The sequence below is a fragment of the Actinomadura sp. KC06 genome, assembly GCF_004348735.1.
Classification (GTDB): domain Bacteria; phylum Actinomycetota; class Actinomycetes; order Streptosporangiales; family Streptosporangiaceae; genus Spirillospora.
On record NZ_SMKT01000014.1, the window covers coordinates 38,820 to 63,876 of the forward strand.

38 protein-coding genes are annotated in these 25,057 nt (G+C 69.8%); 28 read left to right on the plus strand and 10 right to left on the minus strand.

The window, feature by feature from the left end; genetic code table 11:
* Window positions 1-95: 95 nt before the first annotated feature.
* Complete coding sequence (locus tag E1287_RS07330) at window positions 96-1,127, minus strand: hypothetical protein (protein ID WP_131964071.1); 1,032 nt, start codon at window positions 1,125-1,127, stop codon at window positions 96-98.
* Window positions 1,128-1,235: 108 nt separating this feature from the next.
* Window positions 1,236-1,586 (minus strand): hypothetical protein, encoded by a 351-nt coding sequence (locus tag E1287_RS07335; RefSeq protein WP_131964072.1) that lies wholly within the window; start codon window positions 1,584-1,586, stop codon window positions 1,236-1,238.
* Between E1287_RS07335 and E1287_RS07340 the strand changes: the two genes are divergently transcribed.
* Window positions 1,567-2,151, plus strand: a complete 585-nt coding sequence (locus E1287_RS07340; RefSeq protein ID WP_131964073.1) for a hypothetical protein — start codon at window positions 1,567-1,569, stop codon at window positions 2,149-2,151. The genes E1287_RS07335 and E1287_RS07340 overlap by 20 nt on opposite strands.
* 39 nt (window positions 2,152-2,190) lie before the next feature.
* Here the strand turns inward: E1287_RS07340 and E1287_RS07345 are convergent, their stop codons facing one another.
* Together E1287_RS07345 and E1287_RS07350 are read right to left on the minus strand one after the other, a co-directional pair.
* Complete coding sequence (locus tag E1287_RS07345) at window positions 2,191-2,547, minus strand: hypothetical protein (protein WP_131964074.1); 357 nt, start codon at window positions 2,545-2,547, stop codon at window positions 2,191-2,193.
* A gap of 60 nt (window positions 2,548-2,607) precedes the next feature.
* Window positions 2,608-3,078: a ClpX C4-type zinc finger protein gene (locus E1287_RS07350; protein WP_131964075.1), complete on the minus strand. Its 471-nt coding sequence runs from the start codon at window positions 3,076-3,078 to the stop codon at window positions 2,608-2,610.
* A gap of 187 nt (window positions 3,079-3,265) precedes the next feature.
* Between E1287_RS07350 and E1287_RS07355 the strand changes: the two genes are divergently transcribed.
* Entirely contained in the window at window positions 3,266-4,246 is a 981-nt protein-coding gene (locus tag E1287_RS07355) for an ATP-dependent DNA ligase (protein ID WP_131964076.1), read from the plus strand.
* Between the two features lie 738 nt (window positions 4,247-4,984).
* On the opposite strand, the gene E1287_RS07360 is transcribed toward E1287_RS07355, so the two are convergent.
* A complete protein-coding gene (locus E1287_RS07360) occupies window positions 4,985-5,227 on the minus strand; it encodes a hypothetical protein (RefSeq protein WP_131964077.1) in 243 nt (80 codons plus the stop codon).
* A gap of 304 nt (window positions 5,228-5,531) precedes the next feature.
* Here E1287_RS07360 and E1287_RS07365 point away from each other — a divergent pair, with 304 nt between their 5' ends.
* The 7 genes from E1287_RS07365 to E1287_RS07395 all read left to right on the plus strand — a co-directional run bounded on the left by E1287_RS07365 (window position 5,532) and on the right by E1287_RS07395 (window position 8,861).
* Window positions 5,532-6,794 (plus strand): DUF932 domain-containing protein, encoded by a 1,263-nt coding sequence (locus E1287_RS07365; protein WP_165968916.1) that lies wholly within the window; start codon window positions 5,532-5,534, stop codon window positions 6,792-6,794.
* Window positions 6,795-6,885: 91 nt separating this feature from the next.
* Window positions 6,886-7,248, plus strand: a complete 363-nt coding sequence (locus tag E1287_RS07370; RefSeq protein ID WP_131964078.1) for a hypothetical protein — start codon at window positions 6,886-6,888, stop codon at window positions 7,246-7,248.
* Window positions 7,245-7,499 (plus strand): hypothetical protein, encoded by a 255-nt coding sequence (locus E1287_RS07375; RefSeq protein ID WP_131964079.1) that lies wholly within the window; start codon window positions 7,245-7,247, stop codon window positions 7,497-7,499. Before E1287_RS07370 ends, E1287_RS07375 begins: the two co-directional genes overlap by 4 nt.
* The gene (locus E1287_RS07380) at window positions 7,496-7,861 is read left to right on the plus strand and encodes a hypothetical protein (RefSeq protein ID WP_131964080.1); all 366 of its coding nucleotides are present in this window, start codon (window positions 7,496-7,498) and stop codon (window positions 7,859-7,861) included. Before E1287_RS07375 ends, E1287_RS07380 begins: the two co-directional genes overlap by 4 nt.
* Before the next feature lie 96 nt (window positions 7,862-7,957).
* On the plus strand, window positions 7,958-8,185 hold the full coding sequence (locus E1287_RS07385) for a hypothetical protein (protein ID WP_131964081.1): 228 nt from the start codon (window positions 7,958-7,960) through the stop codon (window positions 8,183-8,185).
* Window positions 8,186-8,376: 191 nt separating this feature from the next.
* On the plus strand, window positions 8,377-8,628 hold the full coding sequence (locus E1287_RS07390) for a sigma-70 region 4 domain-containing protein (RefSeq protein ID WP_131964082.1): 252 nt from the start codon (window positions 8,377-8,379) through the stop codon (window positions 8,626-8,628).
* A complete protein-coding gene (locus tag E1287_RS07395) occupies window positions 8,625-8,861 on the plus strand; it encodes a hypothetical protein (RefSeq protein ID WP_131964083.1) in 237 nt (78 codons plus the stop codon). The genes E1287_RS07390 and E1287_RS07395 overlap by 4 nt, the downstream gene beginning before the upstream one ends.
* A gap of 140 nt (window positions 8,862-9,001) precedes the next feature.
* Here E1287_RS07395 and E1287_RS07400 read toward each other — a convergent pair whose 3' ends face one another.
* The 4 genes from E1287_RS07400 to E1287_RS07415 form a co-directional block, all read right to left on the minus strand.
* Window positions 9,002-9,382 carry a hypothetical protein gene (locus tag E1287_RS07400; RefSeq protein WP_131964084.1) on the minus strand — a complete coding sequence of 127 codons (381 nt, stop codon included), beginning with the start codon at window positions 9,380-9,382 and terminating at the stop codon, window positions 9,002-9,004.
* 123 nt (window positions 9,383-9,505) lie between these two features.
* On the minus strand, window positions 9,506-9,925 hold the full coding sequence (locus tag E1287_RS07405; protein WP_131964085.1) for a hypothetical protein: 420 nt from the start codon (window positions 9,923-9,925) through the stop codon (window positions 9,506-9,508).
* Window positions 9,922-10,188 carry a hypothetical protein gene (locus E1287_RS07410; protein ID WP_131964086.1) on the minus strand — a complete coding sequence of 89 codons (267 nt, stop codon included), beginning with the start codon at window positions 10,186-10,188 and terminating at the stop codon, window positions 9,922-9,924. The genes E1287_RS07405 and E1287_RS07410 overlap by 4 nt, the downstream gene beginning before the upstream one ends.
* Window positions 10,189-10,319: 131 nt before the next feature.
* Entirely contained in the window at window positions 10,320-10,574 is a 255-nt protein-coding gene (locus E1287_RS07415; protein WP_131964087.1) for a hypothetical protein, read from the minus strand.
* A 524-nt stretch (window positions 10,575-11,098) separates the two neighbouring features.
* Between E1287_RS07415 and E1287_RS07420 the strand changes: the two genes are divergently transcribed.
* Both E1287_RS07420 and E1287_RS07425 read left to right on the plus strand, forming a co-directional pair.
* Window positions 11,099-11,464 (plus strand): hypothetical protein, encoded by a 366-nt coding sequence (locus tag E1287_RS07420; RefSeq protein ID WP_131964088.1) that lies wholly within the window; start codon window positions 11,099-11,101, stop codon window positions 11,462-11,464.
* Window positions 11,465-11,721: 257 nt separating this feature from the next.
* Window positions 11,722-11,955: a hypothetical protein gene (locus tag E1287_RS07425; RefSeq protein WP_131964089.1), complete on the plus strand. Its 234-nt coding sequence runs from the start codon at window positions 11,722-11,724 to the stop codon at window positions 11,953-11,955.
* A 112-nt stretch (window positions 11,956-12,067) separates the two neighbouring features.
* Here the strand turns inward: E1287_RS07425 and E1287_RS07430 are convergent, their stop codons facing one another.
* The gene (locus E1287_RS07430; protein WP_131964090.1) at window positions 12,068-12,394 is read right to left on the minus strand and encodes a hypothetical protein; all 327 of its coding nucleotides are present in this window, start codon (window positions 12,392-12,394) and stop codon (window positions 12,068-12,070) included.
* A gap of 132 nt (window positions 12,395-12,526) precedes the next feature.
* On the opposite strand from E1287_RS07430, the gene E1287_RS07435 reads away from it, so the two are divergent.
* From E1287_RS07435 to E1287_RS07515, 17 genes are all read left to right on the plus strand, one after another.
* Window positions 12,527-12,844, plus strand: a complete 318-nt coding sequence (locus E1287_RS07435) for a hypothetical protein (protein ID WP_131964091.1) — start codon at window positions 12,527-12,529, stop codon at window positions 12,842-12,844.
* A gap of 29 nt (window positions 12,845-12,873) precedes the next feature.
* Window positions 12,874-14,319 carry a hypothetical protein gene (locus E1287_RS07440; RefSeq protein WP_131964092.1) on the plus strand — a complete coding sequence of 482 codons (1,446 nt, stop codon included), beginning with the start codon at window positions 12,874-12,876 and terminating at the stop codon, window positions 14,317-14,319.
* 14 nt (window positions 14,320-14,333) lie between these two features.
* The gene (locus E1287_RS07445; RefSeq protein WP_131964093.1) at window positions 14,334-16,049 is read left to right on the plus strand and encodes a hypothetical protein; all 1,716 of its coding nucleotides are present in this window, start codon (window positions 14,334-14,336) and stop codon (window positions 16,047-16,049) included.
* A 5-nt stretch (window positions 16,050-16,054) separates the two neighbouring features.
* Window positions 16,055-17,080, plus strand: a complete 1,026-nt coding sequence (locus E1287_RS07450) for a hypothetical protein (RefSeq protein ID WP_131964094.1) — start codon at window positions 16,055-16,057, stop codon at window positions 17,078-17,080.
* A 10-nt stretch (window positions 17,081-17,090) separates the two neighbouring features.
* On the plus strand, window positions 17,091-17,456 hold the full coding sequence (locus E1287_RS07455; RefSeq protein WP_131964095.1) for a hypothetical protein: 366 nt from the start codon (window positions 17,091-17,093) through the stop codon (window positions 17,454-17,456).
* A gap of 36 nt (window positions 17,457-17,492) precedes the next feature.
* A complete protein-coding gene (locus E1287_RS07460; protein WP_131964096.1) occupies window positions 17,493-19,313 on the plus strand; it encodes a hypothetical protein in 1,821 nt (606 codons plus the stop codon).
* A gap of 16 nt (window positions 19,314-19,329) precedes the next feature.
* The gene (locus E1287_RS07465; protein WP_131964097.1) at window positions 19,330-19,704 is read left to right on the plus strand and encodes a DUF2190 family protein; all 375 of its coding nucleotides are present in this window, start codon (window positions 19,330-19,332) and stop codon (window positions 19,702-19,704) included.
* Between the two features lie 113 nt (window positions 19,705-19,817).
* The gene (locus E1287_RS07470) at window positions 19,818-20,978 is read left to right on the plus strand and encodes a Mu-like prophage major head subunit gpT family protein (protein WP_131964098.1); all 1,161 of its coding nucleotides are present in this window, start codon (window positions 19,818-19,820) and stop codon (window positions 20,976-20,978) included.
* Window positions 20,979-21,000: 22 nt separating this feature from the next.
* On the plus strand, window positions 21,001-21,273 hold the full coding sequence (locus tag E1287_RS07475) for a hypothetical protein (protein ID WP_131964099.1): 273 nt from the start codon (window positions 21,001-21,003) through the stop codon (window positions 21,271-21,273).
* 1 nt (window position 21,274) lies between these two features.
* Complete coding sequence (locus tag E1287_RS07480; protein ID WP_131964100.1) at window positions 21,275-21,544, plus strand: hypothetical protein; 270 nt, start codon at window positions 21,275-21,277, stop codon at window positions 21,542-21,544.
* 16 nt (window positions 21,545-21,560) lie between these two features.
* The gene (locus tag E1287_RS07485) at window positions 21,561-21,836 is read left to right on the plus strand and encodes a hypothetical protein (RefSeq protein WP_131964101.1); all 276 of its coding nucleotides are present in this window, start codon (window positions 21,561-21,563) and stop codon (window positions 21,834-21,836) included.
* Window positions 21,837-21,956: 120 nt separating this feature from the next.
* Window positions 21,957-22,658, plus strand: a complete 702-nt coding sequence (locus E1287_RS07490; protein ID WP_131964102.1) for a DUF6093 family protein — start codon at window positions 21,957-21,959, stop codon at window positions 22,656-22,658.
* A 41-nt stretch (window positions 22,659-22,699) separates the two neighbouring features.
* Window positions 22,700-23,041, plus strand: a complete 342-nt coding sequence (locus tag E1287_RS07495; RefSeq protein ID WP_131964103.1) for a hypothetical protein — start codon at window positions 22,700-22,702, stop codon at window positions 23,039-23,041.
* A gap of 11 nt (window positions 23,042-23,052) precedes the next feature.
* The gene (locus E1287_RS07500) at window positions 23,053-23,469 is read left to right on the plus strand and encodes a hypothetical protein (RefSeq protein ID WP_131964104.1); all 417 of its coding nucleotides are present in this window, start codon (window positions 23,053-23,055) and stop codon (window positions 23,467-23,469) included.
* Window positions 23,470-23,483: 14 nt separating this feature from the next.
* Complete coding sequence (locus E1287_RS07505; protein WP_131964105.1) at window positions 23,484-23,891, plus strand: hypothetical protein; 408 nt, start codon at window positions 23,484-23,486, stop codon at window positions 23,889-23,891.
* A gap of 29 nt (window positions 23,892-23,920) precedes the next feature.
* Complete coding sequence (locus E1287_RS07510) at window positions 23,921-24,340, plus strand: hypothetical protein (protein ID WP_131964106.1); 420 nt, start codon at window positions 23,921-23,923, stop codon at window positions 24,338-24,340.
* Window positions 24,341-24,424: 84 nt separating this feature from the next.
* Window positions 24,425-25,003: a phage tail protein gene (locus tag E1287_RS07515; protein ID WP_131964107.1), complete on the plus strand. Its 579-nt coding sequence runs from the start codon at window positions 24,425-24,427 to the stop codon at window positions 25,001-25,003.
* Window positions 25,004-25,057 lie beyond the last annotated feature (54 nt).

A 25,057-nucleotide genomic window follows, 5' to 3' on the forward strand; every position in this document is an offset into this window, starting at 1 on the left:
CGAAGCTGAGCGGCAACGGCGTGGTCGAGGGACCGGTCTCCGACGCGGCCGTCACGGCCAAGGGGACCGGGACTCTCGGGCAGTTGGCAGGGCGACTAGGACCCCCGGCGCTTCAACTCGTCATCGAAAAACTTGATCACCGACGTCACAAGCATCAGGGCGATCACTGCGTTGACTCGCTTGTACTGCTTCCGTGAAACAGCATGGGCGCTCGGGTGGCGGCCGTAGTCCGCTGGTATCGGGTCGCCCTTGTCCGGCCAGTACTCGGCGTGCGCGCACCAGACCGGCGCGAACGTGAGCGCCGCACGGAAGTGGAAGTCGTCGAAGTCGAAGGTGACTCCGCTGTCCTTGAACTTGTTCTTTGTGAGTTTCACGCGCACCTCCTTGCTGAAGAACTTCCGCATCACGCTGTCGAGGAGGTTTGCTGCCAGCGCCTGAGCAGCGTTGGTGTGGCCGCTGCGCAAAGCCTTGACGCAGTCCAGGGCGAACTCACGCTCGTCGGCGAGGCGCTGGTGCGTGACCCCATTGAGGACCGTCTCACAGTCGGTGACGATGCCCTTCCAACGACTGCTGAGCACCCGGCGTCGATCAGAAGGCGTCTTGGCCGCGAAGATCGCTGCGATGATCTCGGGGCCGGGAACCCGAAGGACGGGGATGCCCTCGTGCGCGAGCATGTGCTCGAACTCGTCCCAGTCACGGGGCCGCGCCTCACCCCAGTTGGGCGGGAAGAGATTCTGAATGGTCACGCTGAGCCGCGACAGGGCGGGCACCAACTGGGACCGCATCACCCTGTCTATGCCCTCGGCGATTTCCCGAAAGGCGGGACTGGGAGTGTTGAACATGCTTCGAGGGATGGGCACCTTAAAAATCGAATTCAAGCGCTCGGCCGTGGCGCGGAGGCGGAGGATCTCCGGCGACACCTGCGTTTTGAAGTGCGGGACCTTGATGAGGTTCAGATTTCGCTGCCACAAAGGGCTCAAGAACTGGTTCAGAGGCTGCGCGCGTCGCCGCTGCATCCCCGTGAACGCTTCGCTCAGCGGACGTCCCCGCCGGGCCGACCCGGCAGCAGACTCCTCGTCGGCGCCTGACTCGTTCTCGGGGGTGTCGGTGTCCTCGGGGGTGCTCACGTCGTCATTGTGAGCCTTGCTCCGTCTGCTGGCGACTCGATTGTTTGCTTTCGCGTGACCGAACGTGGCGGGCGTGGCCAGGTGGCACCAGTAGGCCATGAGCCGCGTCTACTTCCACTCACCGTCCGGCACCGCCGAACTGGCGCCGAACACGCCCACGCTAGCGTGATCGTCCGGCGCATCGCCGCCGGGGCCGTGGACGCGTTCCACCACCATGAGCGGCTCCGCGAGCTGCTGAATCCCGCGCATGACATGGCTCGTGCGGACACCTCCGGCGAGATGATCCGGTGGGCGTTCTGGTTCGACAGGTCTCTCACTGTCAGCGATGGGTCCTTGCCCCTGCTCGCCTACCAGGGGCACCCGATCGACGCGTTCTCCCTCGTTCTCAACACGGCGATCGCCGTCGGCGGTGACGCGGTGAAGCTCCTGGCCCGGCTCCATGGCCAGTGCGAGCTTCACGGCTACGTGGAGGGCCCGAACCGCGCCCTGGCTCGCCGACATCATCGACCAGGGACTGGACGACGGCGTCATGCGCCGCTCCCTGCGGTACCAGCCGCACCCCGACATCCCGCAGGAGGAGTGGCCGACCCGGGACCTTGGCTGGGACGACGTCACTGCGTTCCTCCGCGCCCGCGACGACGAACCCGTCGTCATGTCCGACAGCACCATGGACGGGTTCCCCAACGAGTTCGTAGCCGAATGGCGGCCACCCGCCGGTACCGACCTGCGGCCTGACTGGGCGGCCGAGGCTCCAGAGGAGTGGACGGCTCTCGATGAGACCGAGCGCGCCGATTGGAAACAGACGCGTGTTGGTGATCTCTGGGCTGAGCTACCCGAGTCCGAACGGTGGACTCTCGCCATGGCCGGGCTCCGGCTCCGAAGCGAGCGCGGAGCGCTGCTTGAGCTGACCCCGGACGGCTGGGCCGACTACAGGTTCGGGCACAGCCTGACCGCGTTCGACCTGTACGCCGACGACTACCGAGCCAAGATCGAGGAAGCCCTTGGTGTCGCCTCTGCTCCCTGACCGGGCTTCCTCGGCGTCAACTCTCAGGCGTCAGCCCTATTAACCGGGCTCAGGCTTGTACTTGGACCTACGCTCGGGTGACCTCTCGCGCTGCGTGTTCGGATCCGCGTCCTGGCCGCAGGCCCGGAGAATCAGCGTGACGAGCTGTGGGTCATATACCGGCTGGATGAGCCGGGCGCCCTTGGTGTAGGTGTTCGGGGGCCTGAAGCCCGCCCGTGCGATCAGCGCCCGGACCATGTCCACGTCGGAGGGCCGCAGCCGAAACCGTAGCTCGAACCCCTTCTTGTACGTCTCCCAGCCTTCGTCACGCTGCCGCTCCACGACCGGGCGCCGGACATGCCCAAACATCGAGAAATACAAGCCGAGGGTCACAACAGCGGACTCATGCGCCTCCACGAGACGAACGCTACGTCGCGCGCGTTGAGTTCGACCAGTTCAGCCAGCAGGAGACCCGCGTCATCCCCCGCCTGAAGGGCCGGGGACCCCTCCTATCACGTTCTCCTCGTAGAGGATCTCCAGGCAGAGATCGATGCACTCGAGGCAGATCGTGACGTCGGGAGCGGCGGCAGGGCGCAACAACATGCGGAACTTCTTGCTGCAGAAGCTGCACCTCTCGGCGTCCTCCTCTGCCTTTGCTAGCAACTCGCCGAGCTGTTCTGCGAGACGCTTTAGTTGCCCGTACTCCTCGGTGGTCGAGTCCCGCAACAGCGTCGTGCGGCTGTTGGAAGCTTGCCCTTCGCCTGCTGCCGAGGTGCCGAGCACGACGCATTCGTTGCAGACGTGGAGGCCCCGCGGCCCCGCAATCATCTTCTTGACGTCGCCGGCGTCGGCGCCGCAGAACGAGCATCGGACCTCGTGCAAGTCGGCAGATGACCGCTCGGTTTGTTGCGTGCCGGAATCGTTGTGTGCCTCTTTGTCACGTGCCATCCCGTCAGGTTCGTCCCGTACGGGGCGCGAATCCACTGCGGGGCCGGATCCGGCCGCGCGCAATGGCCTGACCAAGAGAGGCTCAAACCTCCTGGTGAGGCGCTCTCGGCTGGGCTTGTCCGGGTAGCGCGCGTAGCAACCGGAGTCAGGGGGCGGGGCTGTGCACATCCGAAGACCAGTCCCGCCCATGGCCGCGACCAGCATCGAGCACATCCCCGAGGAGTGGGCCTGCTCGGGCGGGTGCCGGTACGAGCCCAAGTTCGACGGGTTCCGCTGCATCGCCAACGTGAACGATGACGGCGGCGTGCAACTGTGGTCCCGCAACCTCAAGCGCCTCAACGACGCGTTCCCGGAGATCGTGTCCGCCGTTCACGACACGCTCCCGCCGGCCACCGTGGTGGATGGCGAGATCGTCCGCTGGTCCGCCGACGGCCGCCTCGACTTCTCCGCCCTCCAACGCCGCCACGTCGCCGGCCGCCGACGCGCCGACCTCGCGATCACCGAGCCCTGCCACTACGTCGTGTTCGACCTCCTCGAAGCGGCGGGGGAGGACCTGCGGCCTGCGCCGCTGTCCGAGCGCCGCGCCGAGCTCGAGCAGCTCCTGGGCGACCTTCCCGGCACGTCCCGCGTCGTGCTGTGCCCGCAGCTCCGCGACATCGGCGAGGCGCGGCTGTGGTTCGAGCTGCTCGTCGCACAGGGCGTGGAGGGCCTGGTGGTGAAGGCCGCGGACGACCCGTACCGGGAGGGACGGCGCGGCTGGTGGAAGGTCCGGCACCGGGTCACGACCGAAGCGATCGTTGGTGGGGTCACGGGGCCGGTAGATGCGCCATGTACGCTGCTCCTCGGCCGCTACGGGAGCGAAGGCCGGCTGCGTGTAGTGGCGCGATCGACGCCGCTGGAGGCCCGCGACCGGCTGAGGCTGGGTGCCGTGCTCGTCCCGGCGGGCGATGAGCATCCGTGGCCGGTGGAGCTACCAGCCGGCTGGGCGGGCGGCCTGCCCGGCGCAGGGGAGCCGATCCAGTACACGAGGGTCGTGCCCGAGATGGTTGTGGAGATCAGCGCCGACGCCGCAGTGGAGCGCGGCCGGTGGAGGCATGCGGTGCGGTTCGTGCGGCTACGCGCGGAGTTGGATCCGATGCTTGTTCCCAGAGACCTGGGCCTAGAGTGAGGCCCCTCTCCGCTGCTCCTTCCAGTCGAGAATCGTCCCTTCAACTGAGATTCTCACTGATAGGTGCACAGTAGCCCTCTATGGGCTGTTGAGCCTGGTTGGCCTGCGGGGGAGCGAATACGGCGTCAGGCGTAAGTGGAGCTTACTCTAACCCCTTGAAAATCCGATGCTCAACAGACGGTGGCCGCCGCCAGTTGGCGTTCGACTCTTGGAAGGCTCCCACCCAAGCGGCGGCTCGCTGGTTCCGTCGGAGAAGCAGCGACGGCCCCCGGTGGTGGTGCACCGAGAGCCGCCGAGAACCCGAATCCGCTATCTGGAGGTCGAGCTCTCGATGAGCGTACGTCCACTGCTAGGTGAAGCGCAGCCACCGGACCAGGTGTCCATCAGTGTCGGTGCACTGCTGATCGTGTTCATGCTCGTTCTAATCGCCCTTGCGGCCTACCGCGACCCGAAGCTAGCGGCCACGTTTGGCGCAGTGGGTGCGATGGGAGCGCTGTTGGTCGCTCTGGTCCGTTAACCGTCCTCGCACGCGAAGGGCCCGCCGCGCAAGGAGGCGTCGGCGGGCCCGTGCTGTCCCGATACGTGAGACCCGGTCCAGTGCACGCGGGTGGCGCCGGAGGCGGTGGTGGAGATCAGCGGCGATGCCGCGGTGGGGCGGGGGACAGTCGCGGCGCGCGGTCAGGTTCGTGCGGCTGCGGCCTGGTGATGTGCCGATGGGCTTCGGTCTCGGATGACCAGCTACCCGGCGTCTTGTGAGGCGTCGCCCGGGCCTTGCAGGGCGGCGAGGTCCACGTGTTCGGCGACTTCTTCGATATCGCGGCAGTAGGCGACGAGGCGGCCGTATCTGGTGATGAGGAACCAGGATTGGCCGGCGCGGGCGTCGCTGTGGCGGGCCTGGGCGTAGATGAGGTCTGCGTCGTCGAGGGTGACGGCTTCGACGCGCAGGCCGTCCGGGCCGGTCAGGAACCTTGGCTCGGACATGGGGGCAGTCTGCGCGTTCCGATCTCGTCGTTGTAGGCCCAATCGCTGGGCGTGATCGTGCGTGGTCCGGTCGGGGTTGCAGAGGTTGCCGCGCCGGCCCGGTTGACGTAGCTCTCTGTGACCGGCTGGGGAGGCTGGTTTAGGTGGCCGAAGGCTCGCCCTGCCTGCCTGGCTTGCGCTGGTCTGCTGTTAAGCGGTGAAGACGACTCTCGACCTCGCTAATACGGTGTTGACAAGGTTGATACGTAGAGCTACATTGCTAATACCGGAACAACAAGGTTCCGAGGGATCGGGAGGAACCCTGATGACCGTCGACGTGAACGCGGCGTTCTCCGCCGAGAAGACCGGCCAACTCGACGCACAGCGCGCGGCCCGCGAGCAGCAGGTCCAGGCGAACGCTGACCGGGTCGCGTGGCTGGACAACGAGGTCGAGCAGGGCCGCATGGTCCTGGACGGCCCCAACACCTACCGCGTCACGCAGGGCTGGGACGCGGGCGAGGTCTTCACCGTCAACCGGAACCTGGCGGGGCAGATCACCGAGGTCATCGCCGACCACGGCCTCGACACCACCGCCGACGGTGACGCCGCTCTCTACTCCGCCGTCCCCGCCTGGCACGGCCTCGGCAACGTCATCCCCGGCGGCATCAGCGACATCGCCGAGGTCCTGCGCCTCGGCGGGATCGAGTTCGGCGTGGAGAAGGTCGCCGACCAGTACACCTGGAACGGGGAGCTGCGCACCAAGCCGGACTCCTTCATCACGGTCCGCGACGACACCGGCGACGCGCTCGGGAACGTCGGCCGCAAGTACGAGGTCTTCCAGAACCGGCGGCTGTTCACCTTCCTGGAAGACCTGGTCGCCCGCCACGGCGTGATCTGGCAGTCCGCCGGGCCGCTGCGCGGCGGCCGGAAGGTGTTCGTGTCCATGCGCGTCCCCAACGACGTGATCGTCGACCCGGGTGGCCTGGACGACACCGTCCAGCTGTTCATCGTCGCGATCAACTCCCACGACGGGCAGTCCCCGGCTCAGGCCGTCGTCACCCCGTGGCGGCCGGTGTGCGGCAACACCGAGCGGTTCGCCGTCCGCGACGCCGTGTCCCGGTGGAAGATCCGCCACACCTCCGGCGCGCTCGACCGCCTCCACGAGGCCCGCCGCACCCTCGGCCTGACCGTCGCCTACGCCGAGACGTTCGCGGCCGAAGAGACCGCGCTGGCCCGCACGGACCTCGCGATCGCCGAGTTCCACAAGGTGATCTCCGACCTGTGGGACCCGGCCACCGAGGACGACTCCACCCGCACCCGCAACTACGACGAGCGCCGCCGCGAGTGCCTCGACGCCATGTTCCGCGCCGAGGCCGAGCGCGCCGGACGCACGGCCTACGCGGCGGAGAAGGCGGTCACCGACTACCTCGACCACGTCGCGCCCAAGCGCCCCGGCCGGACCCTCACCGAGGAACTCGGCCGCGACCGCGCCCTGGACGTCGTCCGCGCCACCGCCCTGGTGGAGGGCACCGACGACGACCTGAAGACCACCGCGCACCGGCGGCTGCTGACCCTGACCCGCCGCTGACCGGCCGCCCCCCGGGGCCAGGGTGCGGCCTGGCCCCGGGGGGACGGCCCCCACCCCAACACAGGAAAGGGTCTGACCTGCCATGACGACGATGACCGTCACCCCGACCGCGTTCTCCGTCAGCTCCGAGAACACCCCCGGCACCGACTACCACGTAACCGTCGCGCCGTGCGGATGCTGCTACTCCTGCACCTGCCCCGACTACATCCACCGCCACCGCCGCAAGCCCGGCTACGCCTGCAAGCACATCGACACCGCCCGGGACTGGATGGCCAACGGCCCCGACCGTGCCCTCATGCTGGCGAACGCGCTGGTCAGCCTCCTCGCCCAGACCGCCGACCCCTGCGCCGTACCCCGGGCGGCCCGCCCGCCCGCGCCATGCGCGTGCGCCTGCAACTCCGGCGACGGCTGGTGCGGCGGCTGCGGCCACGCCGGATGCGGGCGACGCCGGTGACCGCGCACACCCCCGGGCGGGCGATCCCCGCCCGAGACGAGTTCCGCCGCGACGAACACCTCGTCGAGATCCTCGACGACCGTCCCGACTCCGAGAACCGCATCACCTTCTACGCCTACTGGCACGACGACAAGACGCCCGCCGAGGGCGGCCCGCCCGCCGGTGTACGCGGCCAGATCTACGTCGCCGACCTCGACAAGTTCACCGCCCACGCCGCCAAACGCGGCATCAACGTCAGGAGATGGCCGTGACCATGTGGCACCGCATCCCCGAGCCCCTCATCAACCTCCTGCGCCGCATCAAGCGCATCGAGCACCCCGACGGGTCGTGGCCCGGCGCGGACGTCGTCGACACCGTCACCACCTGGCTGACCGAGCATGGCCTCGACCCCGCCGCCCCGGCCGAGGAGATTCCGCCCGGCGAACCCCGCCGCATCTACCGCCGCACCGTCACGGTGGAGTGCTCCACCCACGTCCCGCTCGACGAGGCCGACCTCGACCACGCCATCACCGGCGCAGTCACCGGCACCGCCGTCCGGGTCGAGCACGCCGACCTCGCTGAGACGTTCTGGATCGAGCTCGACGCCACCGGCATCACCGCCACGCCGCGCTGACGCACCCCACCGGCGCCCGGGGAGGCCAGCAGCCGCTGGCCTCCCCGAGTCCGGCCCGGCGCACGACCAGGCCCCAACCCTGACAGGAGGACCCCCGTGGCCGTCACCACGAACACCGACGTCTACGCCATCAACAAGCTGACCGGATACCTCTTCCCGCAGCTACGCGGCGAGGGCCGCCCGCCCGTCACCTCCGACGACGCGGCCAAGGCCCTCGCGCACCTGTGCGAGGCGGCCTACCACAAGCACTCCGCCGGCGTCCGAGGCGAGGAGGTCCTCGCCGCGTGGGCCAAGACGCCGCCCGACCCGGACCGCACCCTCTGACACGCCCCGCAGGGGCTGATCGCCGGGCGCCGGCCTCGCCGGCGTCCGGCTCGAGCGCCGCCAACATCCTCTGGGGAGACGCTGTGCATCACATCGCGACACCCGCCCCGCCGGCCACCCCTCCGGCCGCGCGGCTTCGTCCCACCGCCCTAGACTTTGTCGATTCGCTGTTGGCAAGGAGAGGTGCGGTGATGGGGGAGGAACGCCCGCTCGGCGACCCGGCCAAGGAATTCTGGACCGCGGCCGACATAGCCGCCTACCTGGGCGTCACCGTCGAAACGGTCCGCGTCTACCGTAGCCGCGGCCGCGGGGAGCTGCCGGCCGAGGACGACCGCTTCGGCCAGTCCCCGGTCTGGCGGCCGGCGACGATCATCAACCACAAGCGTCCCGGCCAGGGCGCGCGCACCGACCTGCAAGACAACGACCGGAAGGCAGGCCCATGACCATGCATCCCGACCCTGAACGCATCGTCGTGCAGGTACTCCTGACCGTCGGTGGCATCGCCGAGGTCGTCACCCCCGAACACGACTACCGGAACCCGCTGCGGGTGCCCGCGGCCGACATCGCGCGCGACGCGGGCCTGCCCGCAAACGAGCTGCCGGGCCGCAAGTTCTACGCCGCACGATCCGGTGACGGGCTGCGCGGCTTCCAGCTGATCGACGATCCGCGGCGCTGACGCTGCACAGCAGAGAAGGGGCCGGCATCCGGGGATTTCCGGTGCCGGCCCCTTCGTCTTCCCTGGCGCAGATTGATTGCTCTGGAAAGGGCTGTTCGTGCGTTGCCGCCCCGGGCTGGGTGCCCGGGGCGGGCTCGGCCTCACTCCAGATCGGGGCCCGAGGTGAGGTGGTCGATCACGACCTCCGCGTGAGCCTGCAGGCGGAGGATGGCGTAGTCCGCGCATTCCAGCCGCCACACGGCGGGGTGGGATTGGTCCAGGGTTCCGAACGTCAGGGCGGTGAGCCAGTCCAGGATCATCCAGACGAGCAGGACCTTGGTCTCCTCCGCGAGGGGGAGGTCCAGGATCATGTCGTGGGACCGGACGATCGCTGCGGCGGCGTCCGCCCCCGTCCACTCCTCATCGATCTTCGCGGGAAGCGAGATCGGGATGGGAAGCATTCCCAGGACCTTGACCATCGCCAGGTAGCCGAGGATGACTTTCTCCCCGATTTCCCGCTGGCGGTCTTCGTGGTCGTCCACCACGAACTCCTCTCTTGAGTTATCAATCTGCGAGTGCCGGTCCGGGGGTCTCACTCCCTGTCCCGACATCACTAACTATACCATAGTTTTGTACCGAGTTGGCAAGGGGAATGCAGGAGTCTCTCACGCATTCTTCGGGGGCCGCCCGCCGCCGACGCCCCGGCCCGGCCGCGCGCGTAGCTGCTCGTCCAAGTCACCGCGCCGCAGATGCACCACGCCGCACACCTCAACGAACCCCGTCAGGCGGCCCACATGGCGTTCCTTGGTCACCGTGGTGTGCGCCACCCCGCGCAGGTCGGCGATGTCCCGCTCGTCCAGCAGATCGTCGGCGTCCCCCGGCGCGGGCAGCGCGGGCAAAGCCCGCCCGTCCCGGTACGCCTCGACCTGGTCCCGGTCGTAGAGCAGCTTGCGCCGCCCGGGATTCAACGGCGCCGGGAACCCGTCCTCGTGCGCGACACCGGCGTTCCGGAACGTCTGGTACGCCAGCCCGAGCAACTGCGCCGCACCCGCGGCGTCCACCGCCGTCCGGCCCGCCGGGATCACGGCATCTCCCCGGCGGCGCGGAAGACAGCGGCCACGCTCTCGTACGGGCGGCTGGTGTCCGGCGCGTACGTCAGGCACGCGGCCGGCCCCTGGTCGTCGCGGACCTCGAACCAGTACCGGATGTGACTGGTGCCTTCCCCGTTCGCCGCAGCCTGCTCGTGCCTGCGGCGGCATGCGTCGTCGAGCTGGTCGAGCGCGTCATCGATGCCGGACGCGTCGCCGATCATCACGGGCGGCTTGTTGGTCTGCCAGATCTCGAACATGTTGGCCTCCTTCGCTGCCGGGCTGCTTCTCACTGTGCTAGGTGCGGTGGGTCGTGCGGGTGTCTGTGCGGATGTGTGGAAAACCGTTGGGCCCGGGAGCGGGGCGGGCGTTTGGCCCGCCCCGCCGTCCGTCAGAGGCGACCTTCCTGGAACAGCCGTTCGGTGATCCGGGACTCGGCGATGGGCTCGAAGCTGTCCACCGGTGCGAGCTGCCAGAGTTCGCGGCCGAGGTCGTACACCGACCGCCAGATCCGGCATTGCTCCTGCAGGGCCGCCCGGTCGTCACAAACGGTCGTGAGCCGCCCGACCTTGACGACGACCTGGCCGCAGCCGCTGGGGCTCTGGCGAGGTGACTTGCCAGGACCACCGGGGTCGGCTGGGCCCACCTGAACCTGACCGCCGAGTAGATCGTCGGTGTGCCCTGCCGGTACAGGCGGGCCGTCTTGGGGGTGGTCATCACCCGGTTCCCGATGATCCGGGCCTCGACCCACGCCTTGAACAGGTCGCGTGCGGCCCACTTGTCCGCGACGGTGATGACCACGCCCGGCATCAGGATCTGGATGAACGTCTGGACGATCTCGACGACACCCTCGTACGGTCCCGCGTGCCGGACCGTAAGGGACGCCTCGTGCTCGGCCGTGTAGTTCCCCACGGTTCCTCCACTGTTGATTTGTCAATCTGCGAGTGCCGGGGTCCGGGGTCTCACTCCCTCGTCCTGACACTTATAACTATACCATGTTTCTGTACTGACTCAAGACCTTCTGCGACAGGAATCTTTAGCCGGTTTTCTATGCCGCCCTACTTGCCATCACGGTACAGAACTGTGGTATAGTTAGTGATGTCGGGACAGGGAGTGAGACCCCCGGACCGGCGCTCGCAGATTGACAAATCAACAGTGGAAGGAAGACCGATGGAGGACCACAACCGGGCCATCGAGGCCGCGAAGCTCCGTCTCCTCGCCACCTACGGGCTGGTGATCAAGGCGCTGCAGATGCTGCCCATCCCCATCGAGGTTCCCGCCGTCCTGGACAGCATGTGGACGGCCGAGATCCACGAGAGCCTCACCCGCACCTACGACCTCCTGAACGACCTCCCCATGCAGGAGCCGCTCAGGGCCCAGGTCAAGGTGATGGTGATCGACTGGATCTCCGCCGCCGACTACCTGTTCGACGCGCAGGAGGAATTCGCGGACTGGAAGACCGACTTCGCGCTCATCCAAGCCGAACGAATCACCGCCAGCTGGCACCTCGTGAAGGCGATGCACGACCGGAAGTGACCACCCGCCGCCCCGGCACCCAGCCGGGGCGCCCCCCTTCCCCTGCGAAACAACCTGCGAGCACAAGAAACGGGGCCGGCGGTACAGGCGCGAACGCCTGGTGAGACACCGCCGGCCCCATCGCAGATCGACCTCAACAGGGAGGCTCACTCCAGGATACGCCGCAGCCGGCCGCGCCCACAGCCCACCAAGCCGAGAACGCCAGCCGGCACACCCGGCCGCCGGCCGCCGGCCGCCGCAGCCGCGCATGACGCATCATGAACCTTGTGATCGTCAGACGAGTTCCGGGCGGGATCCTCGCCGACCGTGAAGCGCTGTCGGTGGAACACGGCCGCTCACAGGCCACCATCCGCGCGCGATGCACGCCCGTGGCCTGCGACATCGGCACCCGCAGAGCCCTCTACTGGTCGCACGAAGTACGCGAAATGACCCTCGCCACACCGAAGCGGCGTCGGAAACTTGCGGAAACGGACGCCCTTATAGCACCCTGATCGCAGTACCACCCGTATCTTCAGAGCCCGGCCACCGCGCCGGGCTCGCGCACGTTCAGACCCCCGCCATTCCTCTGCGAAAGCCCGACGCGACACCCCGGCTTCCGCGGGCTCAGCTTCCGGCGGCGCGGTTCCTCCGCTTCGACGCCGCCACGGCGACGAGCAGCACGAGACCGGCCACGCCGAGACCCCGCGACGCGTACGCCGGCCCGGATCGCGCCGCCTCGCACCGGTCGTCGACCGCCTCCACGGCGACGAGCCCGGCGCCGGTCGCGTCGGTGACGACGTCGTAGGTATCGAATGCGTAGGTAGGGCGCAGCGCCGATCCGCAGCTGGCCGTGCCGACGCCGACGTTGGCGTGGACCGGCCAGAACCCGACCGCGATCGCGAGGATGAGCGCGCCGGTCGCGGCGAGGCCGAGGGCTCGTGCGTTGTTCACGTCCCGCATCCTCCAGCCGAAACGGCCGGGCTGCGCAGCCTCGGCCGGATGAGGCCAGATCGGACAACCCGGGCCGGCGGTCGCGCGACGTGCCCGCCCGGGCGCCATCCACACCGAAAGGCCCGCGAAGCCATGCCCGACACCACCACCGCACCCGCCGCCGAAGCCCCGTACCTGACGCTCCGCTCGGAGAAGGTCCAGACCCTCCCCGACATGGCCCGCGCCGAGGTGCTCGGCTGGCTGCAGGACGCGACGCCCGACCCGGACGTGGTCTACCGCGTCACCTTCGACCCGCGCGCCGGTGCCACGGCCCCGTTGTACGTCACCGAGATTGAGCGGGACGACTCGTCCCCGGTCCTGGCCCGCGTCCATGTCGTCCCCGGCGCCGGCGCGCCCCCGCTCCCGGTACACCTGCGCGACCTGTTCGACCCCTGCGACGACATCCTCTGACCGCCTCACCGAGGCGCCGGGGGTGAATCGTGGCTGTCGACCTCGCATGGGAGTACGCCGCCCGCCAGTTCGACCCGCCCCCGGTCAGCCCGTACCTGGGGAACCCGGTCGGCTGGATGACCGAGAGGCTCGGCGCGCACCTGTGGTCGAAGCAGCGCGAGATCGCCGAGTCCGTAGTGGCGAACAAACGCACGGCGGTGAAGTCGTGCCACAACGCCGGCAAGTCGTGGATCGCGGCGCAGATCGCGGGCTACTGGATCGACGTCCACCCGCCCGGCGAAGCTTTCATCGTCTCCACCGCCCCCTCGTATCCGCAGGTGCACGCGATCCTCTGGGAAGAGATCCGCAAGACGGCCAAGAACCCGCAGGGTGATCCCCTACCGGGCCGAGTCCTGCAGAGCGACGAGTGGAAGCTCGACGACGGCACCCTCGTCGGATGGGGCCGCAAACCCGCAGACACCGACCAGCACGGCTTCCAGGGCATCCACCGCAAGTACGTCCTGGTCATCCTCGACGAGGCGTGCGGCATCCCCGAGCAGCTCTGGACCGCGGTCGAGGCGATCACGACCACCGACACGTGCCGGATCCTGGCGATCGGGAACCCCGACGACCCCAACACCGAGTTCGGGAACGTCTGCAAACCCGGCTCCGGCTGGAAAGTCATCCGCATCTCCGGGCTCGACACCCCGAACTTCACCGGCGAGGAAGTCCCCGACGCCGTCCGCGAGCTGATGCTGTCCCCCGAGTGGGTGGAGGACAAGCGGCGCCGCTGGGGTGAGAACTCCCCCCGCTTCATCTCCAAGTGCCTTGGCGACTTCCCCGAGATCGGCAACGACACCCTGATCTCGCCGCGCTGGATCGAGGCCGCGCAGGCCCGCGCGTTGGAACCCGGCCCGTGGTCGGTGCTCGGCGTGGACGTGGCCCGGTTCGGCTCCGACGAAACGATCCTCGCGCTGGCCCGCGGCCCGGTGGTCAGGATCGTCGGGGAGCACGCCAAGCTCCGCACGACCGAGACCACCGGCCACGTGATCGTCGCCAAGGGCGAGCACGGCGTCGACGAGATCCGCGTGGACGGTGTCGGCGTCGGATCCGGCGTCGTCGACCAGCTCCTCGAAGCCGGCCACGACGTGGTGGACATGCAGTCAGGCGCCGCCGCGCTCGACTCCGAGCACTACGCCAACGCCCGCGCCGAGTGGTGGTGGGGCCTGCGGCAGCGGTTCGAGGACGGCGACATCGACATCGACCCCGACGATGACGAGCTCGCCGCGCAGCTCGGCACGGTGAAGTACAAGTACACCGCCCGCGGCCAGGTGCTGATCGAGTCCAAGGACGACATGAAGAAGCGCGGCGTCCCGTCTCCGGACCGGGCGGACGCGGTGATGCTCGCCAAGGCCCACGTGTTGCCGCCGGAGGAGCTAGTCGAGGACGAGGACCTGGACGACGAGATCGGCGGCTACTCGATCAGCGACTACTAGCGCGGGAGGTGGCCGTGACCGTCCTCGATCGCCTCCAGGAAAGCGTCCAGGGGCTCTACGACCGGGCCACCGGCCGGTCCGCGCGGCTGTGGCTGGCCGAGTCGGCGCGGGCCGAGCGGGAAATGCGGCTCCACCTCGAAGAGACGATCTCGGACCTCGAAAACCGGATGAACGAGCCGGGCTGGCAGCGGCTCACAGCCCTGGCGGACCAGGAGTTCAGCCGCGAGGGGCTGCGGCAGATCACGGCCGTCTGCCGGATCATGGCGATCAAGAACAGCCTGATCAAACGGGGACTGTCGCTGCGCGCGAGCTACATCTGGGGGCAGGGCGTCCAGACGTCCGCCCGCGCCCAGGGCAAACGGCCGGGGGAGCAGGACGTCAACGCCGTCGTCCAGCGGTGGCTCGACGACCCGTCGAACCGGCGGACGTTCACCGGCCTCGGTGCGTGCGAGGACCTGGAGCGGGCGCTCGGGAGCGATGGAAACCTGTTCTTCGCGCTGTTCACCCGCCCGAAGACCGGCCGCGTGCAGGTGCGGACGCTGCCGTGGGACGAGATCACCGACGTCATCAGCAACCCGCAGGACAGGTCCGAGCCGTGGTTCTACCGGCGGGAATGGTACGAGGAGGAGCAGACCGGCTCCGGGGTCGTCGACCGGCGCCGCATCGCCTATTACCCGGCGCTCGGGTACCGGCCCCGCCTCCGTCCCCGCAAGCTGTCGTTCCCGGGGCACGGCGACGGCGGCCTGGTCGAGGTGCTATGGGACGCGCCCGTCCTCCACGTCGCGGTCAACAGCCCGCTGCACTGGAAATGGGGCATCCCCGACTCCTACGCCGCCGTGGACTGGGCACGCGCCTACACCGAGTTCCTCACGGACTGGGCGCGGCTGATCAAGGCCCTGTCGCGTTTCGCGTGGAAGCTCACCACGCCCGGCCGTAAGCAAGCGCAGGCCCGCGCCCGCATCGGCGCCACACCCTCCCACGATCGGCTCTCGGGCGAACCGAACACCGCCGGCGCGACGGCGCTACTGCCGCCGGACATGGCACTGGAATCCGTCCCCAAGTCCGGCGCGACGATCGACAGCGAGTCCGGCCGCCCGCTCGCGGCGATGATCGCGGCCGCCCTGGACCTGCCGGTCACGATGCTGCTCGGCGACCCCGGCGTCACCGGGAACCGAGCCACCGCCCAAACCCTTGACCAGCCGACCGAGCTGGCCATGCAGATGCGCCGCGAACTGTGGACCGACGTCCGCCGCACCATCCTCGACTACGTCATCGACCAGGCCGTGAAGGCACCCATGGGCCCCCTGCGCGGCACGATCACCCTGGACGAGGACGGCCGCGAGGTCATCGAGCTGGACGGCGACACCGACCGCACCGTCGACATCACCTGGCCCGACCTCGACGACATCGATCCGCTACAGGTGATCCAGGCGATCACCACTGCGGACGGAACCACCTACATCCCGCCGCTGGTCGTGGTCCGGCTACTGCTGGAGGCCCTCGGCCTGAAGAACGTCGACGAGATCCTCGACCAGGTCACCGACGACAACGGCGAGTTCCTCTCGCCCAGCGGCGCGCTCGGCGCGGCCGGGCAGGCAGCGATCGACGCGTTCAACCGCGGTGAGGACCCCGCCGCCGCAGTCGGCGGCCGTGACCGCGGCGAACCCACCAGCGCCGACGACGACCCCGAGGACGAGAACGCACGCCGACCCGAGCCCGCGAACGCCTGACCACGATGCCGGTCACCGCGGCCTCCCTCGATGCCGCATCCGCGGACCGTGCCGCTACCGGCGACCGGATCGACCAGGTCACCCGCGACCTCACCGCAGCGTGGGCCACCACGTGGACCGCGCAGGAAGCACAGCTCGGGTCAGTGCTCGCCGGTCTCCTCGCCGCGGCCGGGGCATGGCCGACCCGCCGGCAGCTCACCGCGTCGTTCCGGCTGCAGATCACGATCGCCATGCTGCAGCAGACATTCGTGCGGCTCGCCGACCGTGCCGCGTCCGTCATCGGCGCGGCGGCCGAGGCCGCAGCCCGGGAATCCGCGGCCGCGCAGGCGAGGATGATCGCCGCGCAGCTCCCGCCCGGTGTGACACTCGCCGACGGCGCCGCGACCGTCACCGACGACCAGATCGCCGAGATCGCGCGCCGCGCCGCGCAGTCGGCGTCCGCGACCCTGCGGGACCTGCCGGGCGAAGTCGTCGGCGCCGTTCAGGGCGAGATCATCCACGGGCACGCCGACCTTGCGCGCGCAGTCGCGCAGGTCCTCGCCGCCGCCCGCCGGCACACATCCGCATCGCTCGCCCGGGTCCTGCTCGTCGCCCGCACCGAGATCATGGACGCTCACCGCGCCGCAGCCCAGGCCGCGCAGGACTCGGCCGCCTCCCTGCTCACCGGCTGGCGGTGGATTTCCGAACTGTCCTCGACGACATGCCCGGCGTGCTGGTCGATGCACGGCACCGACCATCCCCTCACCGAGCCCGGGCCGCTCGACCACCCAGCCGGCCGGTGCCGCCGCGTCCCCGTCGTCAAGCCGTGGGCCGACCTCGGCCTGCCCGGCACCGCACCCGCAGACGCCACCCCGGACGCCGAAACCGTGTTCCGGGCGCTGCCGCGCGCCGACCAGCTCCGCATCATGGGCCCCGGCCGCCTCCACCTCCTCGACACCGGCCAGATCACCTGGTCCGACCTCGCCCGCCGCCGCGACAACCCTGGCTGGCGCCCGTCCTTCACCGTCGCACCGCTCCGAGACCTCACCTGAGGAGAACTCTGTGGCCACCCGCAAAGCCCCTGCCAAGACGCCCGCCAAGGCCAAGACCGAGGACGAGACCCCGGCCAAGGACGCCACGCCGACCGAAGCGCCGTCCGGCCCGGCGTCCGAAGCAGGGACCGAGTCCGGGCTCGCCGAGCAGGCCGCGCAGATCGCCGCCGACGCCCGCGCCCTCGCCACCGGCACCCAGCAGGCCATCAGCGACCTGAACACCCGCTGCGTAGCCCTGCTCCGCGCTGACACGGGCGAGCACCCGGCGTCCACCGGCGGCGTGCAGCGCCTACCGATGGCGGCCACGGACCTTCTCCGCGCTCTGCGCTCGTACGGGGCCGTCGCCGCCGAGCTGGCCGCCGCCGCGCGGCGCTGACCGGCCGCCCCCGACCACGCAGATGGAGGTCTGACCATGGACCGGCTCACGCTGAACGAGGCGTCCCCGGCCACCACCCTCGCCCCGCGCGGCACCGGCACCGGCCGGTACCGCGCGCTGCTTATCCGCGAAGGCTGGGGCTCGTCGGGCTACTACCCGCGCGAGGTCCTCGAGCGGGACGGGCCGAAGTGCTGGCCGGCCGGGACGCAGCAGTACCTCAACCACCCGACCCAGACCGAGCAGATCGAGCTGCCCGAGCGCAAGGTGCAGGACTGGGCCTCGGTCATCGTGACCGACCCGGTCTGGGACGAGGCCGAGCGGGGCCTGGTCGCCGAGGTCGAGGTGTTCCCGCAATGGCAGGGCCTGCTGAATAAGAAGTTCGTCGAGCGCGTCGGGCTGTCGATCCGTGCACTCGGGGTCGCTGAGCATGGTGAGGTCGACGGCCGTGAAGGCCCGATCGTGAAGTCCCTAACCGAGGGGATTTCCGTCGACTGGGTCACCCAGGCGGGCGCCGGTGGGCGCGTGCTTGAGCTGATCGAGTCCGCTCGGGGACAGGCCGACGAGAGCGCTCAGATCGCTCGGCTCTGGGAGGCCAAGTACGACGCCGGCCAGCTGAAGGCGATGCTCGCCAAGGGTCAGGCGATGAAGAACGACGAAGGCGAGCCCAGCTACCCGATCGCGGACGAGCAGGATCTCCGCAACGCGATCCGCGCGGTCGGCCGCGGCGGCGCCGACCACGACAAGCTCCGTGCCCACATCACCCGCCGCGCGAAGGCCCTGGGGAAGATCGACCTGCTCCCTGCCGACTGGGCCTCGGCGAAGGCTCCGACGGCAGCGAAGGAGTCGGCGGAGCCGCCCACCCGCGATGAGCTCCGGGAGGCCGGCGCGACGATCGGCGGCCGCCTTGAGGCGCGGATCCATACCGCGTGGACGGTGATGGCGGACGACCTGTACTGCGACGGGCGCCTCACCCGCGAGGAGCGGATCACGTTGTCGTCAGCGTTCGGGGACGCGCTCGGAACCTTCGTGGGCAGGGTCGAGAAGGACGCGCCTCAGCTCTACCAGCGCGGCCCCTGGTCGTTCCCGTCCGACGAGAACGGCGAAGAGGCGCCGGTGTCGGAGGCCGACGCCAAGAAGAAGCCGCCGTTCCCGCCCTTCACCAAAAAGAGCGACGACGACCCCAAGGACTCCGGCGACGACGCCGGCCGGGACGTTCCCGACGACGAAGACGACGAAGACGACGAGGACGACCCGAAGGCCGCCAAGAAGGCCAAGACCGCGCCGGGCAGCAAGCCCGCGCCCAAGAAGATGAAGGAGGGCGCGATGCCCGAGATCAGCGACGAGCAGCTCAAGGTGCTCAACGAGGCCGCCGACACCAAGACCCGCCTCGACGAGGCCATCGGCAAGCTCGACCAGGCCACGCAGCTCATCGAGACGCAGGGCAAGCAGATCGGCACCCTGGAGACCCGGCTCGCCGAGGCCGACAAGCGCGACCGCGCACGGGACAACTCCGAGCGCGCCCGCACCCTGTGCTCCGAGGCCCTCGCCACGTCCGGGCTCCCGACGCAGGCGCACCCGCGCGTCCTGCGCGAGGCCACTGTCAGCCTGCCGATCGGCGACGCCGGCGTCCTCGACGAGACCAGGTTCGACGAGGCCGTCAAGGCCGCGATTCAGGGCGAGAAGACCTACCTCGCCGAGCTGGACGAGGCCCGCGGCTACGGGTTCCCGCGCGGCCTCACCTCCGACCCGACCCCGTCCGGCGAAAGCGACGGCGACCTGGACAAGGCGCTCGCCGAGTCGCTGGAGGACATCGGCATGAACGCCGACGAAGCCAAGATCGCGGCCGCGGGCCGCTGACAGGAGATCAGCACAGATGGCCAAGAACGAGATCTTCAAGGACGGCGATGACCTGTCGGTCACCGTGTCGCACCCCACGTCCCCGGTCTCGGGTGACCCGGTGCGGTACGGCGAAATCGTCGGCGTCGCCACCACGACCGAGGACGCTGACAGCGGCAAGACGTCGGTCACGTTCAAGGGTGTGCACCTGCTGAGCGTGAAGGGCACGACCGGGTCGGACTCGGCCGTCGCGCCCGGCGACAAGCTCTACTACGTCGACGCGAACACCCCGCCCATCTCCAAGACCACCTCGGGCAGGTTCGTCGGCTACGCCTTCGAGGCTCCCGGCTACTCCGGCACTCTCGTCGCCGCCGGCGCGACCGCCACGATCCCGGTCCGCCTGTCCAACTGACCGCCCGCCCGCCTTACCGGACGCCGGTCCTCCTTCTCCTCGCCTCCGCGCCCACGGCCCGGGGGCTTTTTCATGCCCCGGCGCGGAGCGCCCGCAGCAAAAAGGAACCGCTCATGGAACTGCTCGACCTGATCGAGAGCTACAACCACAGGGACGCCTCCGAGCGCACCCTGTACGCCCGGGAGGGCCGCCGGGTCCGCGGCGGCCGCAACGACCCCAAGTACAAGCGGGCCCTGGTCGAGGCCACCCGCCTGTACGGCGCCGTCCTGAAGGGCGACGTCAAGGTCGACCGCCTCCAGGAGGCGATGACCACCTCGGATTTCCAGTACCTGTTCGCCGACATCCTCGACCGGCAGCTGCTCGCCAAGTACCAGCACCGGAACGTGATGTGGGACCGGATCGCGCGCCGCGGCAGGGTCCGCGACTTCCGGAAGGTCAAGCGGTTCACCCTCGACGGCGGCGAGGCCGTCCTCGACGAGGTGCCGCAGAACACCGAGTACCCGGCCGCGGCCGTCACCGACGGCAAGTACGAGTACTCGGTCAAGAAGTACGGCAAGCGCCTCCCCTTTACGTGGGAGGACTTCATCAACGACGACCTGGACGCGCTGCGGGACATGCCCGACCGTCTCGCCAACTCCGCCCGGTTCTCCGAGGAGAAGTTCTTCACCAGCCTGTTCGCGGAGTCGACCGGGCCCGACTCGGACTTCTACAGCACCGGGAACAAGAACATCGTCACCGGCAACCCCGCACTGGCGATCCCGGGCCTGAACACCGCCTTCAATGTGCTGGCGGCGCAGAAGGACACAGACGGCAACCCGATCTACATCAACGCCGTCACTCTCGTCGTGCCGCCCGCGCTGGAGATCACGGCGCTGAACATCATCAACGCCACCGAGATCCTCGCGGCGGACGGCGGCGGCGATGGCACCGGCAACAACCAGCTCCGCGTCACCAACTGGATGCGCAACCGCGTCACGCTGGTCGTGGACCCGTGGCTCCCGATCATCGACACCACCTCGGGGAACTCCGCCTGGTACCTGTTCGCCGACCCGTCGGTGGGCCGGCCCGCGATGGAGATCGGTTTTCTCGTCGGCCACGAGACCCCGGAGCTGTTCATGCAGTCCCCGAACGCCGTCCGGGTGGGCGGCGGCACGGTCGACCCGATGGACGGCGACTTCCGCACCGACGCGATCGACTACAAGGTCCGGTACGTGTTCGGCGGCACCAAGATGGACCCCAAGTCCTCGGTGGCCTCCACCGGCGCCGGGTCGTGACAGCCCTAGGCGGGCGTGATCGGTGGCTGCAGTGAGTGCGCTGCCGCCACCGATCTCGGTCACCGACCACTACCTGGCCGCGATCCACGACCGGCTGGGCGAGATCTGCGACCGGCTCCCCGCCAAGGCGGAACAGCCGGCCGAGGGGCAGCCGGTGGAACTGCGCGAGCCCGCGCCACCACCGGCCACCCCGCCCCGCCCGCTCACCGAGCCGGCTCGTCCGGCCCGCAAACCACCAGCCCGCAAGGCGGCGGCACGGACGCCGCCGCGCACCCGAACCAGGAAGGGCACCTGACATGGGCCTTACCGCCAAGGGCGAATCGGGCGGCCTCGCCACCCTCGACGCCGACGGCCACGTCCCCGCCGAGCAGCTCGGCGACGCGGGCGGCTTCTCGCAGGGCGCCGCTGTCAGCGATGTCGCCGCGCTCACCTCCTCCGCAGCGTCAGGCGGGGAGGCGCCCACCGAGGCCGAGTACAACGCGCTGCGAACCGACGTCGCCGCGATCCGGACGACGGTCAACGCTCTCCTGGCGTCGCTGCGCGCCGCCGGGCAGATCGACACCTGATCGGAAGGGGCAGGCGTTGGCCATCGACTACACCAGCGACCTCGGCCGGGTACGCCTGCTGATCCCCGACACCACCGAGGACGCGTTCCTGCTCACCGACGAGCAGATCGACACGTTCCTCGCCCTGGCGCGGCACCGGCACACCGCTGATCAAGCGGGCCGCCGCGAGCGCACTGGAGACCATCGCCTCCTCCGAAGCGCTCGTCAGCAAGAAGCTGCGCGACAAGGACCTGCAGACCGACGGCCCGGCCGTCGCCAAGGAACTCCGCGACCGCGCAGCGAAGCTGCGTGACGAGGCCGACCAGGACGAGGACAACGACCTCGCCGACGGCGGTGGCCTGGACATCGTCGATTTCGTCGACCCGTTCACCCGCCGCTGGGGGCCCGAGGCCACCGAGCCGGAGGCATACTGATGCCGCTGCCCACGACCCGGGTGTTCCCGCCGGACTGGTCGCAGCACCACCGGCCCACCGCGACCGACACCATGACCGGGCAGTGCACCATCACCCGCGGCGGCACGCAGATCTACGCCGGCGCGTGCCGGGTCATCGCCGACGGCTCCAACGAGGTCGCGATGATCGGCGATCAGAAACTCCTGGTCGTCCGGTACCTGGTCACGGTCCGGTACGACACCAACACCGTTGAGCCCGGCGACGTCGTCACTGTCACCGCTGCCGTCGACGGCGGCCTGGTGGGCCGCGAGCTGATCGTCAAGCAGGTCCGGTACGGCACCCAGCAGTGGGAGCGGGACCTGTACGCCGACGACGAAGGCGCCGGCCTGCCCGTCCTGTCCGACGAGGTCACCATCGTCCGCGCCCCGCTCGTCACCGGGTACGGCAACAGCCTCGTCTACGACTGGGACAACGCCGCCCGCACCACCGTCGCAGCCGGGCTGCAGCCGGGAACCTCGACGGAGGAGACCGGCGCCCGCGACAAGGTCACGAGCTTCTACACCTGCTTCGTCCCCGCCGGCACCGACGTGCGCGTGACCGACCGCATCGAGTGGGACGCCCGCGCGTGGGAGATCGACGGCGAGCCCCGCGCGTGGCCTCAGCCCGAAACCGGGACCGGCCACCACATCGAACTCCGGCTCCGCATCGACCTGGGCGGCTGACCACCAGCACAGCCCCGCACTCTGGAGAAAGGTGGGCCACCGTGGCACGCACAGCCCTGACGCCGCAGCCGTTCGTGACCGCCGGGCTCGTCCCGACGCCGGTCACCCCGGACGCCGAGGGCGTCTCGTTCCGCAACAACGGCAAGATGATCCTCAAGGTGATCAACGGGTCCGTATCCGAGATCACCGTCACCCCGAAGATCGCCAAGACCGTCGAGGGAGTCACACCAACGTCCCCGGGCCGCACCGTCGCCGCCGGCGCGACGAAGTACCTCGGCCCGTTCGACGAGGAGAACTACCGGCAGCTCGCCTCGACCGCGGTGATGTACGTGGACTTCTCCGCTGTCGCCGACGTCGAAGTTGCGCTGCTCCAGCACCCGTAGAGGGGGCCGTGGTGGCGGTCTGGACGTTCAACCACACGGAGCTCGAGCGGCTCGTCGTGCACCCGAAAGTGCAGGCCGACCTGGACCGTCGCGCCGAAGCCGGACGCGCCGCCGCCGACGCGGTGTGCCCGCGCAGCGAGGATGGCCGCAACGGCAACCCGGCCGGACACCTGGCCTCCACCGTCCGCGTCGAGAAACGCGGCCCGGCCCGGCGGATCCTGTACGGCAACGACACCACCGCCTGGTACGCGCCCCTGATCGAGTGGGGCACCCGCCCGCACATCATCCTGCCCCGCAACGGCCGGTACCTGCGGTGGGTCGACCCGGGCACCGGCCGGGTCATCTACGCCCGGATGGTCCGCCACCCCGGCACCCCCGCCTACCGCGTGATGTCCGGCGCCGCGCTGCAGGCCGCCCGCAACGGATAGAAGGAGAGACCCGCGTGAAACTTCACGTCACCGCCTGGCCCCGCATCAACGGCCAGAAGCACCAGCCCGGCGACGAGGTCGACGTCGACGACCTGGCGCTGGCGCGGATGCTGATCCGTGAGGGGCAGGCCCGCGAAGCCGGGACCCCGGAGCCGCTCGCCGGCGGGCCCGCCGCGTCGCAGAGGGCCGCGCAGGTCGACGCGGGGCTCGCCGGTGAGCCCACCCAGCCCGCAGGCGACGGCGCAGCAGGTGCCGACGGCGCAGATGCCGGCGCGGCGGGGGAGGAGGGGCCGTCGGCCAAGCCCGGCCGCGGCGCCTCCCACGCCGACTGGGTCGCCTACGCGACCGGGCAGGGCATGGAAGCCGACGCCGCAGAGAAGATGAGCCGCGCCCAGCTCAGCGCCCACTTCGCCGGCTCCTGACCGAGGAGTAGCACGGGAGGGGAGCCGCCGTGCCGCAGCAGGAGTTCCCCGACGTCGAGCCGATCATCGTCGCCTACCAGCTCGACCTGGTCCCGTCAGTGCATTCCTGCCTGGAGCTGCCGCCCGTCGCCGAGTTCAACTCCCGGCTGCCCGTAGCGCAGTACACCCGCATCGGCGGGAACGCGACCCGCCGCACCTGGGCCGACGGCTACCTCACCGACCGGGCCCGTATAGACGTCGACGTGTACGGCGGCTCCCGCCAGCAGGCCAACCTCGCGGTGAAGGAACTGCGCGCCGCGCTGCTCGGCATCGGCGGGACCGTCCGCGACGGCGCCGGGTTCAGCGACCCCGAAGAGGTCGCCGGGCCGGGCCGCCGCCCCGACGCGAGCCAGAACATCACCCGGATCGGGTTCACCGTCGCCGTGACGGTCCGGTCCATCGGCCCCTGACGGCCGCCCCGTAAGACCCGCGAATCCTGAGACCCGCCCTGGTCGGCGGGCGTTTCCGCATGCCCGCAAGAAGGGGGATTTGCTGTGGCCAACACCGACAACATCACCGTCGGCGCGAAGGGGTTCGCGTACTTCGGGGAGGTCGGCGTGACCGCGCCGACCGACATCGCGACGGCGTGGGGCACCGGCTGGGAGGACGGCGGGATCATCCTGGACGACGGTCTCACCGAGGCCCTCAACGAGGACGAGACCACCTTCATGGGGTGGGGCTACAACGGCCCGGTCCGCATCGAACCGAAGTCCCGGACGATCACCTTCAAGCTGACGCTGACCGAGACCACGGCCCGGGCGCTCAGCCTCTACTACTCGGTGCCGATCGCCGACATGGCCACCGTAGGCGCCGGCGCCGACATCGGCGTGCAGTTCGACGACCCGGAGACCGCGCAGGCGATCTACGTGGCGCTCGGCCTCGACGTCATCGACGAGCAGACCGGCCGCCAGTTCCGCTACGTCGTCCCCAGGGCGAAGGTCTCCGACCGCGACAACATCGAGGACAAGGCCGACTCGCTGCACCAGTACGGCCTGACCATGACCGCGATGGTCCCCACGACCGGCGGCACCCCGGTGAAGCGGTTCGTGTCGAAGGTTCCGCTGCCCACCTGATGAGCCGGCGGCCGGGGAGTTCCTTCGCGGGTCTTCGCCCCGGCCGCCACCTTC

Coding starts and splice junctions, on each gene's coding strand:
- E1287_RS07350 (WP_131964075.1), bottom strand. CDS start 3,078: ATGGCACGTGACAAAGAGGCACACAACGATTCCGGCACGCAACAAACC.
- E1287_RS07425 (WP_131964089.1), top strand. CDS start 11,722: ATGAACCTTGTGATCGTCAGACGAGTTCCGGGCGGGATCCTCGCCGAC.
- E1287_RS07340 (WP_131964073.1), top strand. CDS start 1,567: ATGGCCAGTGCGAGCTTCACGGCTACGTGGAGGGCCCGAACCGCGCCC.
- E1287_RS07450 (WP_131964094.1), top strand. CDS start 16,055: ATGCCGGTCACCGCGGCCTCCCTCGATGCCGCATCCGCGGACCGTGCC.
- E1287_RS07395 (WP_131964083.1), top strand. CDS start 8,625: ATGACCATGCATCCCGACCCTGAACGCATCGTCGTGCAGGTACTCCTG.
- E1287_RS07410 (WP_131964086.1), bottom strand. CDS start 10,188: ATGTTCGAGATCTGGCAGACCAACAAGCCGCCCGTGATGATCGGCGAC.
- E1287_RS07460 (WP_131964096.1), top strand. CDS start 17,493: ATGGACCGGCTCACGCTGAACGAGGCGTCCCCGGCCACCACCCTCGCC.
- E1287_RS07390 (WP_131964082.1), top strand. CDS start 8,377: ATGGGGGAGGAACGCCCGCTCGGCGACCCGGCCAAGGAATTCTGGACC.
- E1287_RS07420 (WP_131964088.1), top strand. CDS start 11,099: ATGGAGGACCACAACCGGGCCATCGAGGCCGCGAAGCTCCGTCTCCTC.
- E1287_RS07480 (WP_131964100.1), top strand. CDS start 21,275: ATGGGCCTTACCGCCAAGGGCGAATCGGGCGGCCTCGCCACCCTCGAC.
- E1287_RS07470 (WP_131964098.1), top strand. CDS start 19,818: ATGGAACTGCTCGACCTGATCGAGAGCTACAACCACAGGGACGCCTCC.
- E1287_RS07465 (WP_131964097.1), top strand. CDS start 19,330: ATGGCCAAGAACGAGATCTTCAAGGACGGCGATGACCTGTCGGTCACC.
- E1287_RS07370 (WP_131964078.1), top strand. CDS start 6,886: ATGACCGTCACCCCGACCGCGTTCTCCGTCAGCTCCGAGAACACCCCC.
- E1287_RS07490 (WP_131964102.1), top strand. CDS start 21,957: ATGCCGCTGCCCACGACCCGGGTGTTCCCGCCGGACTGGTCGCAGCAC.
- E1287_RS07355 (WP_131964076.1), top strand. CDS start 3,266: ATGGCCGCGACCAGCATCGAGCACATCCCCGAGGAGTGGGCCTGCTCG.
- E1287_RS07360 (WP_131964077.1), bottom strand. CDS start 5,227: ATGTCCGAGCCAAGGTTCCTGACCGGCCCGGACGGCCTGCGCGTCGAA.
- E1287_RS07365 (WP_165968916.1), top strand. CDS start 5,532: ATGACCGTCGACGTGAACGCGGCGTTCTCCGCCGAGAAGACCGGCCAA.
- E1287_RS07435 (WP_131964091.1), top strand. CDS start 12,527: ATGCCCGACACCACCACCGCACCCGCCGCCGAAGCCCCGTACCTGACG.